Source organism: Pseudomonas sp. 273 (assembly GCF_029201425.1).
Classification (GTDB): Bacteria; Pseudomonadota; Gammaproteobacteria; order Pseudomonadales; family Pseudomonadaceae; genus Pseudomonas; species Pseudomonas delhiensis.
Genome location: NZ_CP116775.1, coordinates 3,510,361 through 3,523,625 on the forward strand (window position 1 = coordinate 3,510,361; position 13,265 = coordinate 3,523,625).

Annotated in this window: 12 protein-coding genes and 2 pseudogenes; 6 read left to right on the forward strand and 8 right to left on the reverse strand. The window is 69.6% G+C overall.

The window, feature by feature from the left end:
• Positions 1-582 carry an ABATE domain-containing protein gene (locus PKO50_RS16190; protein ID WP_275630313.1) on the reverse strand — a complete coding sequence of 194 codons (582 nt, stop codon included), beginning with the start codon at positions 580-582 and terminating at the stop codon, positions 1-3.
• A gap of 138 nt (positions 583-720) precedes the next feature.
• On the opposite strand from PKO50_RS16190, the gene PKO50_RS16195 reads away from it, so the two are divergent.
• Complete coding sequence (locus tag PKO50_RS16195; protein ID WP_089393710.1) at positions 721-1,149, forward strand: organic hydroperoxide resistance protein; 429 nt, start codon at positions 721-723, stop codon at positions 1,147-1,149.
• Between the two features lie 202 nt (positions 1,150-1,351).
• A complete protein-coding gene (locus PKO50_RS16200) occupies positions 1,352-1,519 on the forward strand; it encodes a hypothetical protein (protein WP_275630314.1) in 168 nt (55 codons plus the stop codon).
• Here the strand turns inward: PKO50_RS16200 and PKO50_RS16205 are convergent.
• Positions 1,516-1,956, reverse strand: a complete 441-nt coding sequence (locus tag PKO50_RS16205; protein WP_074979250.1) for a carboxymuconolactone decarboxylase family protein — start codon at positions 1,954-1,956, stop codon at positions 1,516-1,518. The two genes, PKO50_RS16200 and PKO50_RS16205, sit on opposite strands and share 4 nt — an antisense overlap.
• Before the next feature lie 153 nt (positions 1,957-2,109).
• On the opposite strand from PKO50_RS16205, the gene PKO50_RS16210 reads away from it, so the two are divergent.
• Positions 2,110-3,543, forward strand: a complete 1,434-nt coding sequence (locus tag PKO50_RS16210) for a PLP-dependent aminotransferase family protein (protein ID WP_109934841.1) — start codon at positions 2,110-2,112, stop codon at positions 3,541-3,543.
• 19 nt (positions 3,544-3,562) lie between these two features.
• On the opposite strand, the gene PKO50_RS16215 is transcribed toward PKO50_RS16210, so the two are convergent.
• Positions 3,563-4,351, reverse strand: a complete 789-nt coding sequence (locus PKO50_RS16215) for an SDR family oxidoreductase (RefSeq protein ID WP_109934842.1) — start codon at positions 4,349-4,351, stop codon at positions 3,563-3,565.
• A gap of 193 nt (positions 4,352-4,544) precedes the next feature.
• Here PKO50_RS16215 and PKO50_RS16220 point away from each other — a divergent pair, with 193 nt between their 5' ends.
• Positions 4,545-5,753 carry an NAD(P)/FAD-dependent oxidoreductase gene (locus PKO50_RS16220; protein ID WP_275630315.1) on the forward strand — a complete coding sequence of 403 codons (1,209 nt, stop codon included), beginning with the start codon at positions 4,545-4,547 and terminating at the stop codon, positions 5,751-5,753.
• Between the two features lie 602 nt (positions 5,754-6,355).
• Here PKO50_RS16220 and PKO50_RS16225 read toward each other — a convergent pair.
• The 4 genes from PKO50_RS16225 to PKO50_RS16240 form a co-directional block, all read right to left on the reverse strand.
• On the reverse strand, positions 6,356-7,780 hold the full coding sequence (locus PKO50_RS16225; RefSeq protein ID WP_109936735.1) for a TIGR00366 family protein: 1,425 nt from the start codon (positions 7,778-7,780) through the stop codon (positions 6,356-6,358).
• Positions 7,781-7,877: 97 nt separating this feature from the next.
• Entirely contained in the window at positions 7,878-9,059 is a 1,182-nt protein-coding gene (locus PKO50_RS16230) for an acetyl-CoA C-acetyltransferase (protein WP_275630316.1), read from the reverse strand.
• 168 nt (positions 9,060-9,227) lie between these two features.
• Positions 9,228-9,884: a CoA transferase subunit B gene (locus PKO50_RS16235; RefSeq protein ID WP_109936737.1), complete on the reverse strand. Its 657-nt coding sequence runs from the start codon at positions 9,882-9,884 to the stop codon at positions 9,228-9,230.
• Positions 9,885-9,910: 26 nt separating this feature from the next.
• Positions 9,911-10,609: a CoA transferase subunit A gene (locus PKO50_RS16240; protein WP_089393719.1), complete on the reverse strand. Its 699-nt coding sequence runs from the start codon at positions 10,607-10,609 to the stop codon at positions 9,911-9,913.
• A gap of 125 nt (positions 10,610-10,734) precedes the next feature.
• Here PKO50_RS16240 and PKO50_RS16245 point away from each other — a divergent pair.
• Positions 10,735-11,660: pseudogene (locus tag PKO50_RS16245) on the forward strand (LysR family transcriptional regulator).
• A gap of 55 nt (positions 11,661-11,715) precedes the next feature.
• On the opposite strand, the gene PKO50_RS16250 reads toward PKO50_RS16245, so the two are convergent.
• Positions 11,716-11,964, reverse strand: a complete 249-nt coding sequence (locus PKO50_RS16250) for a DUF2790 domain-containing protein (RefSeq protein WP_089393721.1) — start codon at positions 11,962-11,964, stop codon at positions 11,716-11,718.
• A 274-nt stretch (positions 11,965-12,238) separates the two neighbouring features.
• Between PKO50_RS16250 and PKO50_RS16255 the strand changes: the two are divergent.
• Positions 12,239-13,177, forward strand: a pseudogene (locus PKO50_RS16255) (GlxA family transcriptional regulator); the annotation flags it as partial.
• Between the last annotated feature and the right edge of the window lie 88 nt (positions 13,178-13,265).

Genomic DNA, 13,265 nt, shown 5'->3' on the forward strand with positions numbered 1-13,265 from the left:
TCAGGCGTCGCGCTGGCGCTTGCGGTGCTCGGCGACCTTGTGGCGGTTGCCGCACAGGGCCATGCTGCACCAGCGCCGGCGGTGCGACTTGGTGCGGTCGTAGAACCACAAGGTGCAGTCCGGGTGCTCGCACACGCGGACCAGCTCGAAATCCCCTTCGGCAAGCAACTGCGCGCCCTGCTCCGCCAGCGGCGCCAGCAGCCATTCGGCGCCGGGCTTCACGGCCTGGTGGCGCAGGTGCGCGCCCTGCCCGTCCCAATCCAGCTGCGGATAGCTGGCGACCTTGCACAGGAAGGCGTTGAAGCGCGCCGGGTCGGCCGGCTCGCCACGCTTGCGCTTGCCCACCAGCTCGCGCAGGGTCTCGCGCAGCTCGATGGCGGCGGCCAGCAGCTCACCCTCGGCGAAGTCCGCGCCCTCCGCCGGCAGGCCCAGCAGGCGCAGCCAGTGCAGCACGTCGGCGTCGCTGTGCCAGGCATCGGAGACCGACAGGGCCGCGGCATCGGCGCGGCTCAGGCTGTTGAGCAAGTCCAGCACCGGGTGGTCGGCGAGGATGTAGGGCGGCTGGGGGGTGGTTTCGCGCATGCTCGCTCCGGGGTCGGGTGTCGACGCCCATGGTAACCCTCGTCCAGGCGTTTTCAAGTTACAGCATCGGGCGACTGGCGGGCCGCGCCAGCCTGGCCAAGACTGTTCAGTCCCCTTCCCCTGATCAGGAGCCCTGCCATGTCCATCGACAACGTGCTGTACCGCGCCTACGCCGAAGCCACCGGTGGCCGCGAGGGCCGCGCCATTTCCTCCGACGGCGTGCTCGACGTGGAGCTGACCACGCCCAAGGAACTGGGCGGCAACGGCGAGCGCGGCACCAACCCGGAGCAGCTGTTCGCCGCCGGCTACTCGGCGTGCTTCCTCGGCGCCATGAAGTTCGTCGCCGCCCGCGACAAGCTGGCGATACCCAAGGACCCGTCCATCGAAGGCGTGGTCGGCATCGGCCCGGTGCCCACCGGCTTCGCCATCGAGGTGGAACTGCGCATCTCCCTGCCCGGCCTGCCGCGCGACCAGGCGCAGACCCTGGTGGACCGCGCGCACATCGTCTGCCCCTACTCCAACGCCACCCGCGGCAACATCGACGTCACCCTGACCATCCTCGACTGAGCCCCGCCCCGGCTGCGGCGCCCGCCGCAGCCGCCTTTTCCCCCTTCCCTGCCAAGGCCTATCCCGGATGCCGGGCTGCGCCTGTCCGGACGAACGGCCGCGTAACTCTTAAAGTAGTTATTGACAGGTTACAAGGTGAGCGCAGAATACAACCTTGAGTAACCGTATAAACACGTTTAAAGAGTTACAGAGGTGACCCGCCATGTTCGCCCGACTGCTGCACCGGCTCTTCCCGCACCCCGCCGAAAAGGACCTGGACCGCTGGGCCGACGACCTCGCCGCCGAACGTCGCTGGCGCGCCAGCCCGGCCGCGCGGGCCCGCTACTACGCCCTGCCCGGCAGCCTGCCGCGGCAACCCCGGCGGCGCTAGAGCGCCGGCAGCTGGCGGAAGCTCACCGCCAGGCGGTTCCAGCAGTTGATGGCGGAAATGGCCACGGTCAGGTCCACCGCCTCGCGCTCGTCGAACTGGCTGCGCAGTTGCTGGTAGACCTCGTCGGGCACGTTGGACTGCGACAGCAGCGTCACCGACTCGCACCAGGCCAGCGCGGCCCGCTCGCGGTCGCTGAAGAAGGGCGAGTCGCGCCACACCGCCACCGCGTACAGGCGCCGCTCCGACTCGCCGCTGCGCCGCGCCTCCAGCGCGTGCATGTCGGCGCAGAATGCGCAGTTGTTGACCTGCGAGACGCGCACCTTGACCAGCTCCAGCAAGGGCTTCTCGATGGACAGGTCGAAGGTCGCCGCCTCCAGCGCCAGGATCGCCTTGAGCGCTTCCGGCGAGGCCGTGTAGTAGTCCAGGCGTGGTTCCATGGCGGATTCCTCGGAAGTGGATGAAGGCCATTCTGCCGGGCGCGTGGCTGCGCCAGGGTGGCCAATCGGACGAAAAATACCTACGCAACTTCGCACCCACGCCAGCCGCTGGCTACTCTTGCGCCAATACAGAGCGGGCGCGGAGAGGCATTCATGGAGTTGCACATCGTCATCCAGGGCCAGAAGGACCTTGGCGGGCAACTCTACGCGCAGCTGCGCGAGGCCATCGACAGCGGGCGCCTGGCCGCCGGCGCGCGGCTGCCGCCCAGCCGCCTGCTGGCCGAGCAACTGGGCCTGTCGCGCAAGACGGTGTCGGACATCTACGCCCAGCTCACCTACGAGGGCCTGCTGGTCGGCCGCGTCGGCAGCGGCACCTTCGTCAACGCCCGGGCGCCGCGCCACGAGCGGCGCCCGCAGGCCATCCGCTACGCCGCCCAGGACGCCATCGACACCTGGCAGGCGCTGCAGACGCGCATCGTCCATCCCCACGCCGGCGCCACCCTGCGCGCCGATTTCCTCGGCGGAGCCAGCAGCCTCGCCAGCTTCCCCCACGAGGACTGGCGCCGCTGCGTGCACTTCGCCCTGCGCCAGATGCAGGGCCCGCGGGCGGTCTACTCGCAACCCGAGGGCCTGCCCAGCCTGCGCGACGCCATCGCCCGGCACATCGCCTACAGCCGTGGCGTGCAGTGCCGCGACGAGGACATCATCGTCTGCAACGGCGCCCAGCAGGCCCTCGACCTGCTGGCCCGGGTGCTGGTGCGCCCCGGCACCCGGGTGGCCATGGAGGACCCCGGCTACCCGCCGGCGCGCCTGCAGTTCGCCATGCAGGGCGCGGAGATCGCCAGCGTGCCGGTGGACGCCGAGGGCCTGTGCGTGGAGCGCATTCCCGACGGCACCCAGCTGATCTACTGCACCCCGGCGCACCAGTTCCCGCTGGGCATGCCCATGGGCGAGGCGCGCCGCCAGGCCCTGCTGGCGCGCGCCGCCGAGCTGGGCGCGGTGATAATCGAGGACGACTACGACAGCGAGTTCCGCTACGCGGGCCGCCCCCACGAGACGCTGCACAGCCTCGACCGCCAGGGCCTGGTGGCCTACGTCGGGACCTTCTCCAAGACGCTGCTGCCGGAGCTGCGCCTGGGCTACCTGGTGGTGCCGCCGGGCCTGCGCCCGGCGCTGCTGCGCGCCCGCCAGCTGAACGACTGGCACAGCTCGACCCTGGCGCAGTGGGCGCTGGCGAAGTTCATCGGCGACGGCTGCTTGCTCAAGCACATCCGCCGCTGCCACGGCATCTACGCCAGCCGCCGCGAACGCATCCTGGCGCGGGTCGAGGGCGACCTGGCGCCCTGGCTGCAGGCGGTGCCGTCCAACGCCGGCTTCCACCTGGCGCTGCTGTTCCGGGTGCCGGTGAAGCTGCCGCTGCTGGTGGAGCTGGCGCGCAAGCTGGAAGTGGGCATCTACCCGCTGGACGGCTTCTACCACCGGGAGGAAGTGCGCCAGGGCCTGCTGATGGGCTTCGGCGCCATCGAGACGCTGGACATCGACCCGGCGCTGGACAAGCTGCGCGACCTGCTCCGGCAGATCGCCTGAAGCCACGCAGCCGCGCGCCTCAGAAGGCCGAGCGCACCACCCCGCCGTCGGCGCGCAGGGCCGCGCCGTTGGTGGCCGAGGACGCCTCGGAGCAGACGTAGACCACCAGGTTGGCCACCTCCTCGGGCGTGGTGAAGCGTTTGAGCAGCGAACTGGGCCGCGCGCTGCGGAAGAACTCCGCCTCGAACTCGGCGAAGGGCTTGCCACCGGACAGCTTGCCGACGAACTCGTCGACACCCTCGGAATGGGTCGGCCCCGGCAGCACCGCGTTGACCGTCACCCCGGTGCCCGCGCAGTCCTCGGCCAGGCCGCGGGACAGGCCGAGCTGGGCGGTCTTGGTGACGCCGTAGTGGATCATCTCCACCGGGATCTGCACGCCGCTCTCGCTGCTGATGAACACCACCCGCCCCCAGTTGCGCTGCTTCATGCCCGGCAGGTAGGCGCGGCTCAGGCGCACGCCGGACAGCAGGTTGACCTGCAGGAAGCGCTCCCAGTCCGCGTCGGGGATTTCCGCGAAGGGCTTGGGATCGAAGATGCCCAGGTTGTTCACCAGCACGTCCACCTGCGGATAGCGGCCCACCAGTTCGGCGATGGCGGCAGGTTGCGACAGGTCGCCGGCGAAGCCTTCGACGCGGGCGTCGGGCTGCCGCTCGCGCAGCCTGGCCAGGGCGTCGTCCACGGAGGCCTGGGTGCGGCCGTTGAGGATGACCCGCGCGCCCTCGCGGGCCAGGCCCTGGACGATGGCGAAACCGATGCCGCGGGTGGAGCCGCTGACCAGGGCGAGCTTGTCTTGCAGGTTGAAGTTCATGGTGCTGCTCCCGAACGGATTCTCGAGACGGAGGAAAGGACCGGACCCAGCAGCCTAGGCGCAACCGGCGGCCGCGTCCAAGCGACGGGGCGGATTGGACTGCCGGTTTTACCGCGGATTGTCCGTTATCCCCTGCCTGGCCGCCGCCTAGTATCCGCTTCACGAAATCCTTTCCCTTCCCTGGAGTCCCGCCATGCAACAACGCATCCTCGTCATCGGTTCCGGCTTCGCCGGCATGTGGGCCGCGCTGGCCGCCGCCCGCGTCCTCGACCAGCACGGCCGCAGCGCCGAAGTGGAAATCGCGCTGATTTCCCCCGAGCCCGTGCTGCACCTGCGCCCGCGCCTGCACGAGGCGGCGCCGGCCGGCATGACCACGCCGCTGCTGCCGCTGTTCGAGGCCGCCGGGGTGCGCTACCTGCAGGGCAGCGTCGAGCGCATCCACACCGGCGACCGCAGCGTCGAGGCCGTCGACGCCCACGGCGAACGCTTCACCCTCGCCTACGACCGCCTGGTGCTGACCACCGGCAGCCGCCTGTTCCGCCCGGCCATTGCGGGCCTGGCCGAGCACGCCTTCAGCATCGACCAGACCGACGAGGCCAGCGCCCTGGACGTGCACCTGGCGCGCCTGGCCGACCTGCCGCCGAGCGACGCGCGCAACACCGTGGTGGTGGCCGGCGGCGGCTTCACCGGCATCGAGATCGCCTGCGAGCTGCCCGCGCGGGTACGCCGCGTGCTCGGCGACGACGCCGAGGTGCGCGTGGTGATGGTCGAGCGCAGCCACGTGGTCGGCCCCGATCTGGGCCCCGGCCCGCGCCCGGTGATCGAGCAGGCCCTGGACGAACTGGGCGTGGTGCGCTTCCTCGGCGCCGCGGTCGAGGCCATCGATGCCAACGGCCTGACCACCGCCACCGGCGAGCGCATCGAGGCCAGGACGGTGATCTGGACCGCCGGCATGCGCGCCAGCCCGCTGACCGAGCAGGTCCCCGGCGAACGCGACGCCCTGGGCCGCCTGCACGTGGAGCGCGACCTGCGGGTCAAGGGCGCGGACGGCGTGTTCGCCGCCGGCGACGTGGCCCTGGCCCAGGTCGACGACCAGGGCAACCACGCCCTGATGTCCTGCCAGCACGCGATGAACATGGGCCGCAGCGCCGGCCACAACGTCGCCGCCGACCTGCTCGGCCTGCCCACCCAGGCCTACAGCCAGCCGGTCTACGTCACCTGCCTCGACCTGGGTCCCTGGGGCGCGGTCTACACCGAGGGCTGGGAACGCCAGGTCAAGCTGCAGGGCGCCGAGGCCAAGGCCCTCAAGCGCCGGATCAACACCGAATGGATCTACCCGCCCCAGCCCAGCCGCAAGGCCGCCCTGGAAGCCGCCGACCCGCAACGGGTGGTGGTGGCGTAGGGCGTATGACCGTTCGCGGTTATACGCCGCTACACCCATGCCATTCACCGACGCCATGGTCGGGCCTGGACTGCGCTTCCGGCCATGGCGATGGGTATCGCTTCGCTCCACCCATCCTACGGGAACCCAGAAAACAGCGTAGGACCTTGTCCGCGATAGCGGGAGGTTCCGGCGCGATTCGCGGATGAGATCCGCTCCTACGCCGCCCCCCCACACCATTCCCTGTAGGAGCGCGCCCTGCGCGCGAATCGCGGGCAGGGCCCGCTCCTACAGGTTGGCCGTCGCAACGGTGCCCGGGCCAACGGCGGATAACCGCGAACGGTTATTCGCCCTACGCTCGGGCGCAACTGTCTCGCAGGCTGCGCCGAGGGCTCTTCGTAGGATGGGTTGAGCCTTGGCGAAACCCATGCGGCCATGGTGATGGGTATCGCTCAACCCATCCTACGACGGTGTTCCTCCTCCACCTTGTAGGAGCGGACTCTGTCCGCGATTGCCGGGACCACCACGCCACTCCATCGGGGCGTCTCGTAAACCGCACCCATGAAAAAGGCCCGGGCACCGCAAGGTGCCCGGGCCTCTGCCAGCGGCGGCTGTCTGCGTGGTTACGGCATGACCGGCGGCAGGTACTGCAGGGTGGTCCCCAGCGCCCAGAGCAGGAACAGCACCAGGGGGATGTGCACCAGCAGCTGGACGAAGGAGAAGCCGATCAGGTCGCGGGCCTTCAGGCCCAGCACGCCGAGCAGCGGCAGCATGTAGAAGGGGTTGATCAGGTTCGGCAGCGCCTCGGCGGCGTTGTAGATCTGCACCGCCCAGCCCAGGTGGTAGTTCAGCTCGGTGGCCACCTGCATCACGTAGGGCGCCTCGATGATCCACTTGCCGCCGCCGGAGGGGATGAAGAAGCCCAGCACCGCGGAGTACACGCCCATCAGCAGCGCGTAGGTGTCGTGGGAGGCGATCTGCACGAAGAAGGTCGAGATGTGGTGCGCCACCGTGGCGCCGTCGGCGCCTTTCACCGTGGTCATGATGGCGGCGATGGAGCCGTACAGCGGGAACTGGATCAGCACCCCGGTGGTGGTCGGCACCGCGCGGGCCACGGCGTCGAGGAAGTTGCGCGGGCGCCAGTGCAGCAGCGCGCCGACCATCAGGAACAGCAGGTTGTAGGTGTTCAGCCCGGAAATGGCGAGGATCGCCGGCTTGGTGGCGAACTCGTGGAACAGCCAGCCGGCCGCCAGGGCCACCAGCAGCAGGATCAGCAGCGGGCTGTGCTCCAGCCATTCGCCGGGGCGGCTGGGCTTGCTCATCTGCGGCGGGGTGAAGCTGACGTCGACGCCGCAGTCCTGGGCATCACGGGCGTTGGACTCGCTCGGCGCGGTCATGTAGGCGATCACCACGGACACCACCACCAGCGCCAGCAGCATCAGGCCGGACTGCCAGAGGAAGATGGTCTCGGTGAAGGGGATCACCCCGGTGATGGCGAGGATCGACGGCGGCAGGCTGCCGGGGTTGGCCTGCAGCTGCGCGGCGGAGGACGACAGGCCCAGCGCCCACACAGCGCCCAGGCCCAGGTAGGCGGCGGCGCCGGCGGCGCGGTAGTCCATCTTCAGGTCCGTGCGGCGGGCCAGGGCGCGCACCAGCAGGCCGCCGAAGACCAGGCTCAGGCCCCAGTTGAGCAGCGAGGCGAGCATCGACACCACGGCCACCCAGGCCACCGCCGAGCGGCCGTTCTTCGGCACCCGCGCCAGCAGCGCGATCAGCCGCGAGGCCGGGCCGGAGCTGGCCACCACGTAGCCGCCGATGACCACGAAGGCCATCTGCATGGTGAAGGGGATCAGGCTCCAGAAGCCGTCGCCGAAGGCCTTGGCGGTCTCGCCGGGGGCCGCGCCCATGGCCAGGGTGGCCACGGCCACGATCAGCACCGCCAGGGTGGCGAACACCCAGGAGTCGGGGAACCAGCGCTCGGCCCAGGCCGAGCAGGCCATGGCGAAGCGCGCGGAACGGCTTTCCTGCAGTTGCAGTTTCGCGTTCATTTTTCCTACCTCGATTTATTGGAGTTATTTTTCTTTGTAACGCCGAACGCCCCGGAGTTCGTCCGGGGCGTCCGTCACGCAGGCACGCGGGGCTCGGTCAGTCGCGGGCCAGGGCCAGGGCCACGCCCTGGCCACCGCCGATGCAGAGGGTGGCCAGGCCCTTCTTCGCATCGCGGCGGAGCATTTCGTGCAGCAGGCTGACCAGCACGCGGCAGCCCGAGGCACCGATGGGGTGGCCGAGGGCGATGGCGCCGCCGTTGACGTTGACCTTGGCGGCGTCCCAGCCCAGCTCCTTGCCCACCGCCAGGGACTGCGCGGCGAAGGCTTCGTTGGCCTCGACCAGGTCCAGCTCGCCCAGCTGCCAGCCGGCCTTGTCCAGGCAACGGCGGGTGGCGGAGACCGGGCCGATGCCCATGATCGCCGGGTCGACGCCGGCGCTGGCGTAGGCAGCGATGCGCGCCAGCACCGGCAGGCCCAGCGCCTTGGCCTTGGCGGCGCTCATCAGCAGCACGGCGGCGGCGCCGTCGTTGAGGCTGGAGGCGTTGCCGGCGGTGACGGAGCCGTCCTTCCTGAACGCCGGCTTGAGCTTGGCCAGGGCCTCGGCGGTGGTGCCGGCGCGCGGCTGCTCGTCGGTGTCGAAGCTCAGCGCCTCGCCCTTGCGCTGCGGGATACTCACCGGGACGATCTCGTCGCGGAAGCGCCCGGCCTCGATGGCGGCCACGGCCTTCTGCTGCGAGGCGGCGGCGAAGGCGTCCTGCGCCTCGCGGCCGATGCCGTACTTGTCCGCCAGGTTCTCGGCGGTGATACCCATGTGGTAGTCGTTGAAGGCGTCCCACAGGCCGTCGACGATCATGCTGTCGACCAGTTGCGCATGGCCCATGCGCAGGCCGGTGCGGGCCTTGGGCAGCACGTAGGGCGACAGGCTCATGTTCTCCTGGCCGCCGGCGATGACCACCTCGGCGTCGCCGCAGCGGATGGCCTGGGCCGCCAGGTGCAGGGCCTTGAGGCCGGAGCCGCAGACCTTGTTCAGCGTCAGCGCGGGCACCTCGTGGGGCAGCCCGGCCGCGATGGCGGCCTGGCGCGCGGGGTTCTGCCCGGCGCCGGCGGTGAGCACCTGGCCGAGGATGACCTCGTCCACCTGTTCGGGCTTGACGCCGCTGCGCTGCAGCAGCTCGCGGATGACGATGGCGCCCAGCTCGTGGGCGGGAATGTTCGCCAGGCTGCCCTGGAAGCTGCCGATGGCGGTACGGGTGGCGGCGACTATCACTACGTCTTGCATGATTGGCTCACTCCGGTGGCTTGGGCTGCCCTCTCCCCCCGCCCTCTCCCTGAAGGGAGAGGGCGCTGTCCGTGCCAGGATGACTCATGTGCTCATCCCGACTCCGAACCAGTCCCCTCTCCCGCTTGCGGGAGAGGGTTAGGGAGAGGGTGCTCTTGAAGCGTTGGATCAGAAGGTCATCTCTTTCACGTCGTCCGGCACGATCAGGCGCCCGGCGGTCTTCTCGGCGATCTCCTCGACGCTCACCCCCGGCGCGGTCTCGCGCAGGACGAAGGCGCCGTCCTCGATCTCCAGGTAGGCCAGGTCGGTGAGCACCTTGCGGATGCAGCCGGCGCCGGTCAGCGGCAGGCTGCAGCGGTCCAGCAGCTTGGACTCGCCGTCCTTGGAGGCGTGGGTCATGGTGACGATGATGTTGTCGGCGCCGGCCACCAGGTCCATGGCCCCGCCCATGCCCTTCACCAGCTTGCCGGGAATCATCCAGGAGGCGATGTTGCCCTGCACGTCCACCTCGAAGGCGCCGAGCACGGTGAGGTCGACGTGGCCGCCGCGGATCATCGCGAAGGACTCGGCGGAGGAGAAGATCGACGCGCCCTTCACGGCGGTCACGGTCTGCTTGCCGGCGTTGATCATGTCGGCGTCGAGGGTTTCCTCGGTGGGGAAGGCGCCCATGCCGAGCAGGCCGTTCTCCGACTGCAGCATCACTTCCATGCCCTCGGGCACGTAGTTGGCCACCAGGGTCGGGATGCCGATGCCGAGGTTGACGTAGTAGCCGTCCTTGAGTTCGCGCGCGACGCGCTGGGCCATCTGTTCGCGGGTCAGTGCCATGGTCTTGTCTCTCTTGTCCGGTGGGCTCAGGAACGCACGGTGCGCTTCTCGATGCGCTTCTCGAAGGTCCCCTGGATGATGCGGTCGACGTAGATGCCGGGGGTGTGGATCTGGCTCGGGTCCAGTTCGCCCGGTTCGACGATCTCCTCCACCTCGACCACGGTGATGCGCCCCGCGGTGGCCACCACCGGGTTGAAGTTCTGCGCGGTGTGGCGGTAGATGACGTTGCCGTAGTGGTCGGCCTTCCAGCCCTTGACGATGGCGAAGTCGCCGGTGATGGCCTGTTCCAGGATGTGCGGCCGGCCGTTGAACTCGCGGACCTCCTTGCCCTCGGCGACCGGAGTGCCGTAGCCGGTGGCGGTGAAGAAGGCCGGGATGCCGGCGCCGCCGGCGCGCAGTTTCTCGGCCAGGGTGCCTTGCGGGGTGAGTTCCACTTCCAGCTCGCCGGACAGCAGCTGGCGCTCGAAGAGTTCGTTCTCGCCCACGTAGGAGGCGATCATCTTGCGGATCTGCCGGTCCTCCAGCAGCACGCCGAGGCCGAAGCCGTCGACGCCGCAGTTGTTCGACACCACCGTCAGGCCCTTCACGCCCAGGCGGCGGATCTGCGCGATGAGGTTCTCGGGAATGCCGCACAGGCCGAAGCCGCCCGCCAGTACCGTCATGCCGTCGGTGAGCCCGGCCAGGGCCTCCGCGTAACTGCCAACCCGCTTGTCGAGTCCTGCCATGTCGCTGCTGCCTCTCTTGTAGTTAGGGTTTCCGACCGGCCGGTCGGAGAGCGTCTGCAGCTTCACCGCTGGGGACTGATTTGTTAAGTTTGTTTTTCCAATCGATTATTCGGCTTTGCTTATCAATGACCGTCAAGCAACTGCGTGCCTTCCTCGCCGTGGCCCAGAGCCTGAGCTTCGCCCAGGCCGGCGAGCGCCTGCACCTGTCGCAACCGGCGCTGAGCCTGGCAATCAAGAACCTGGAGGAATCCCTCGGCGGGCAGCTGCTGGTGCGCACCACCCGCAGCGTCGCCCTCACCCCGAGGGCGAGACCCTGCTGCCCATCGCCCGGCGCCTGCTGGCCGACTGGGACAACGCCGAGGAACTGCTGCGCCAGCACTTCACCCTGCAGCTGGGCAAGGTCTCCATCGCCGCCATGCCCTCCTTCGCCGGCAACCTGCTGCCGGGGGCGCTCATGGCCTTCCGCCAGCGCTACCCGAAGGTCAACGTGGCGGTGCACGACGTGATCAACGAACAGGTCCTGGAGATGGTGCGCAACCGCCGCGTCGAACTGGGCATCGCCTTCGAGCCGGACAGCCTCGACGGCCTGAGCTTCCAGGCCTTCTACAGCGACCGCTTCGTCGCCGTGCTGCCGGCCGGCTCGCCGCTGGCCGGGCTACGCCGGCTGACCTGGACGCAGTTGCTGCAGCAGCCCTTCATCACCCTGCAGCGGCCCTCGGCGGTGCGCCTGCTGCTGGAAGACAGCGTGGCGGCCAGCCACGGCAGGCTGGCGGTGGCCTTCGAGAGCCACCAGCTGGTCACGGTGGGGCGCATGGTCGCCCAGGGCCTGGGGGTGAGCGCGGTGCCGCGCCTGTGCGTGCAGCAGATGGAGGAACTGGGGGCGCGCTGCGTGGACCTCTACGAGCCCACGGTGGAAAGGCGCGTGGGCCTGTTCAGCCTGGCCGAGCACAAGCTCTCCAGCGCTGCCCAGGCGCTGAGCGACGTGCTCTTGCAGATAGCCGACTGGCCGAGGTTGCAGCAGGAAGGGTACGGGGAAGGGAAAGCGGATTGAGCAAGGGGCGCGCGGCGCGGGCGGCATAGGGACACCGCCCGTTGCGCTGGGATCGTCAGATGTCGCTGCACATCTCGGTCTGGCGCAGGTACTCGAGCACGTGGACCTGGCCCTTGGAGTCGGCGTAGGTCATCTTCGCCGGGGCGACTTCGCAACGGTCGTTGGCTTGCTCGATGCTGATCACCTTGGCCACGTCGAGCTTCATGCCGTACTGGTAGACCACGGGCGCGGCGTCGGCGGCGTTGGCGGCCAGGGCGGCGCCCATCAGGGGGATGGCGAACAGGCTGAAAAGAGTGCGTTTCATGGTGGGATTCTCCGGTTTCCGGCGTACTGGCCATTTGGCCTTGCCGTGTATACAAATTTAGTTGAACGGCCGTTCCGGACACAGAGGCAATCCGACAAGGGATTAGTGCGCAACCCGTAACAATAGGGGCTTGCCAAGTCGCGCTGGCCTCGTATCGGGCCACCGGATGGGCATAAAGCGCGGCACCAATGGCAGGATTCGCTCGTATTGGCGCTTTGCAGCCAATCCGCTACGCGGCCACAATGGCAAGTCCGTTCGTCGCCAGGAGTGCCCCATGAAGCGCGTGGCCATGCTGCTGTTCCCCGGCGTGCAGGCGCTGGACGTCGCCGGCCCGCTGGACGTCTTCGCCGAAACCAACGCCTACGTGGCGCCGGGCAGCGGCTACCAGGTGCTGACGCTGGCCGAGCATGCCTTTCCCATCCCCGCCTCCAACGGCCAGCTGCTGGGCGCGCAGCACGAGCTGGACAGCGCCGTCGGCGGCTTCGACATCCTGCTGGTGCCCGGCGGCCCGCAGTTACCCGTGGAAGAACCGTCCACCGCCCTCCTCGCCTGGCTGCGCCGGGCCTGCGCCGAGACGCCGCGCTACGGCTCGATCTGCACCGGCGCCTTCCTGCTCGGCCACGCCGGCCTGCTGGACGGCAAACGCGCCACCACCCACTGGAGCGATGCGGCGCGCCTTGCCCGGCTGTTCCCCCGGGCACGGGTGGAGCCCGACAGCATCCACGTGCGCGACGGCGCGCTGGTGACCTCCGCCGGCGTCACCGCGGGCATCGACCTGGCCCTGGCGCTGGTGGCCGAGGACCATGGCCCGGCGGTGGCGCTGAGCGTGGCCAAGCGCCTGCTGGTGGTGGCCCAGCGCCAGGGCGGGCAGTCGCAGTTCAGCCCCTACCTGCAGGCGCCGGCCGCCGACGACTCGCCCATCGCCCGCGTGCAGCGGCACGTGCAGGCCCACCTCACGGACGCGCTGTCGGTAGCGGAACTGGCGGCGGTGGCGACCATGAGCGAGCGCACCTTCGCCCGGGCGTTCGTCCGCGAGGCCGGCATCACCCCGGCGGAGTTCGTCCAGCGCGCTCGGTTGGATGCGGCGCGGGGGCTGCTGGAGGGCAGCGGGCTGCCGCTGAAGGTGGTGGCCTGGCGCTGCGGCTTCGGCAGCGCGGCGCGGATGCGGCTGGTGTTCGTGCAGAGGCTGGGGGTGACGCCGACGGAGTATCGGGGGCGGTTTCGGGGGATGGGTAGGGTTCGAGGTGTCGTAGGAGCGAGCTTGCTCGCGAATGGTGCATCAACTGGGCCTATGGTGTTGG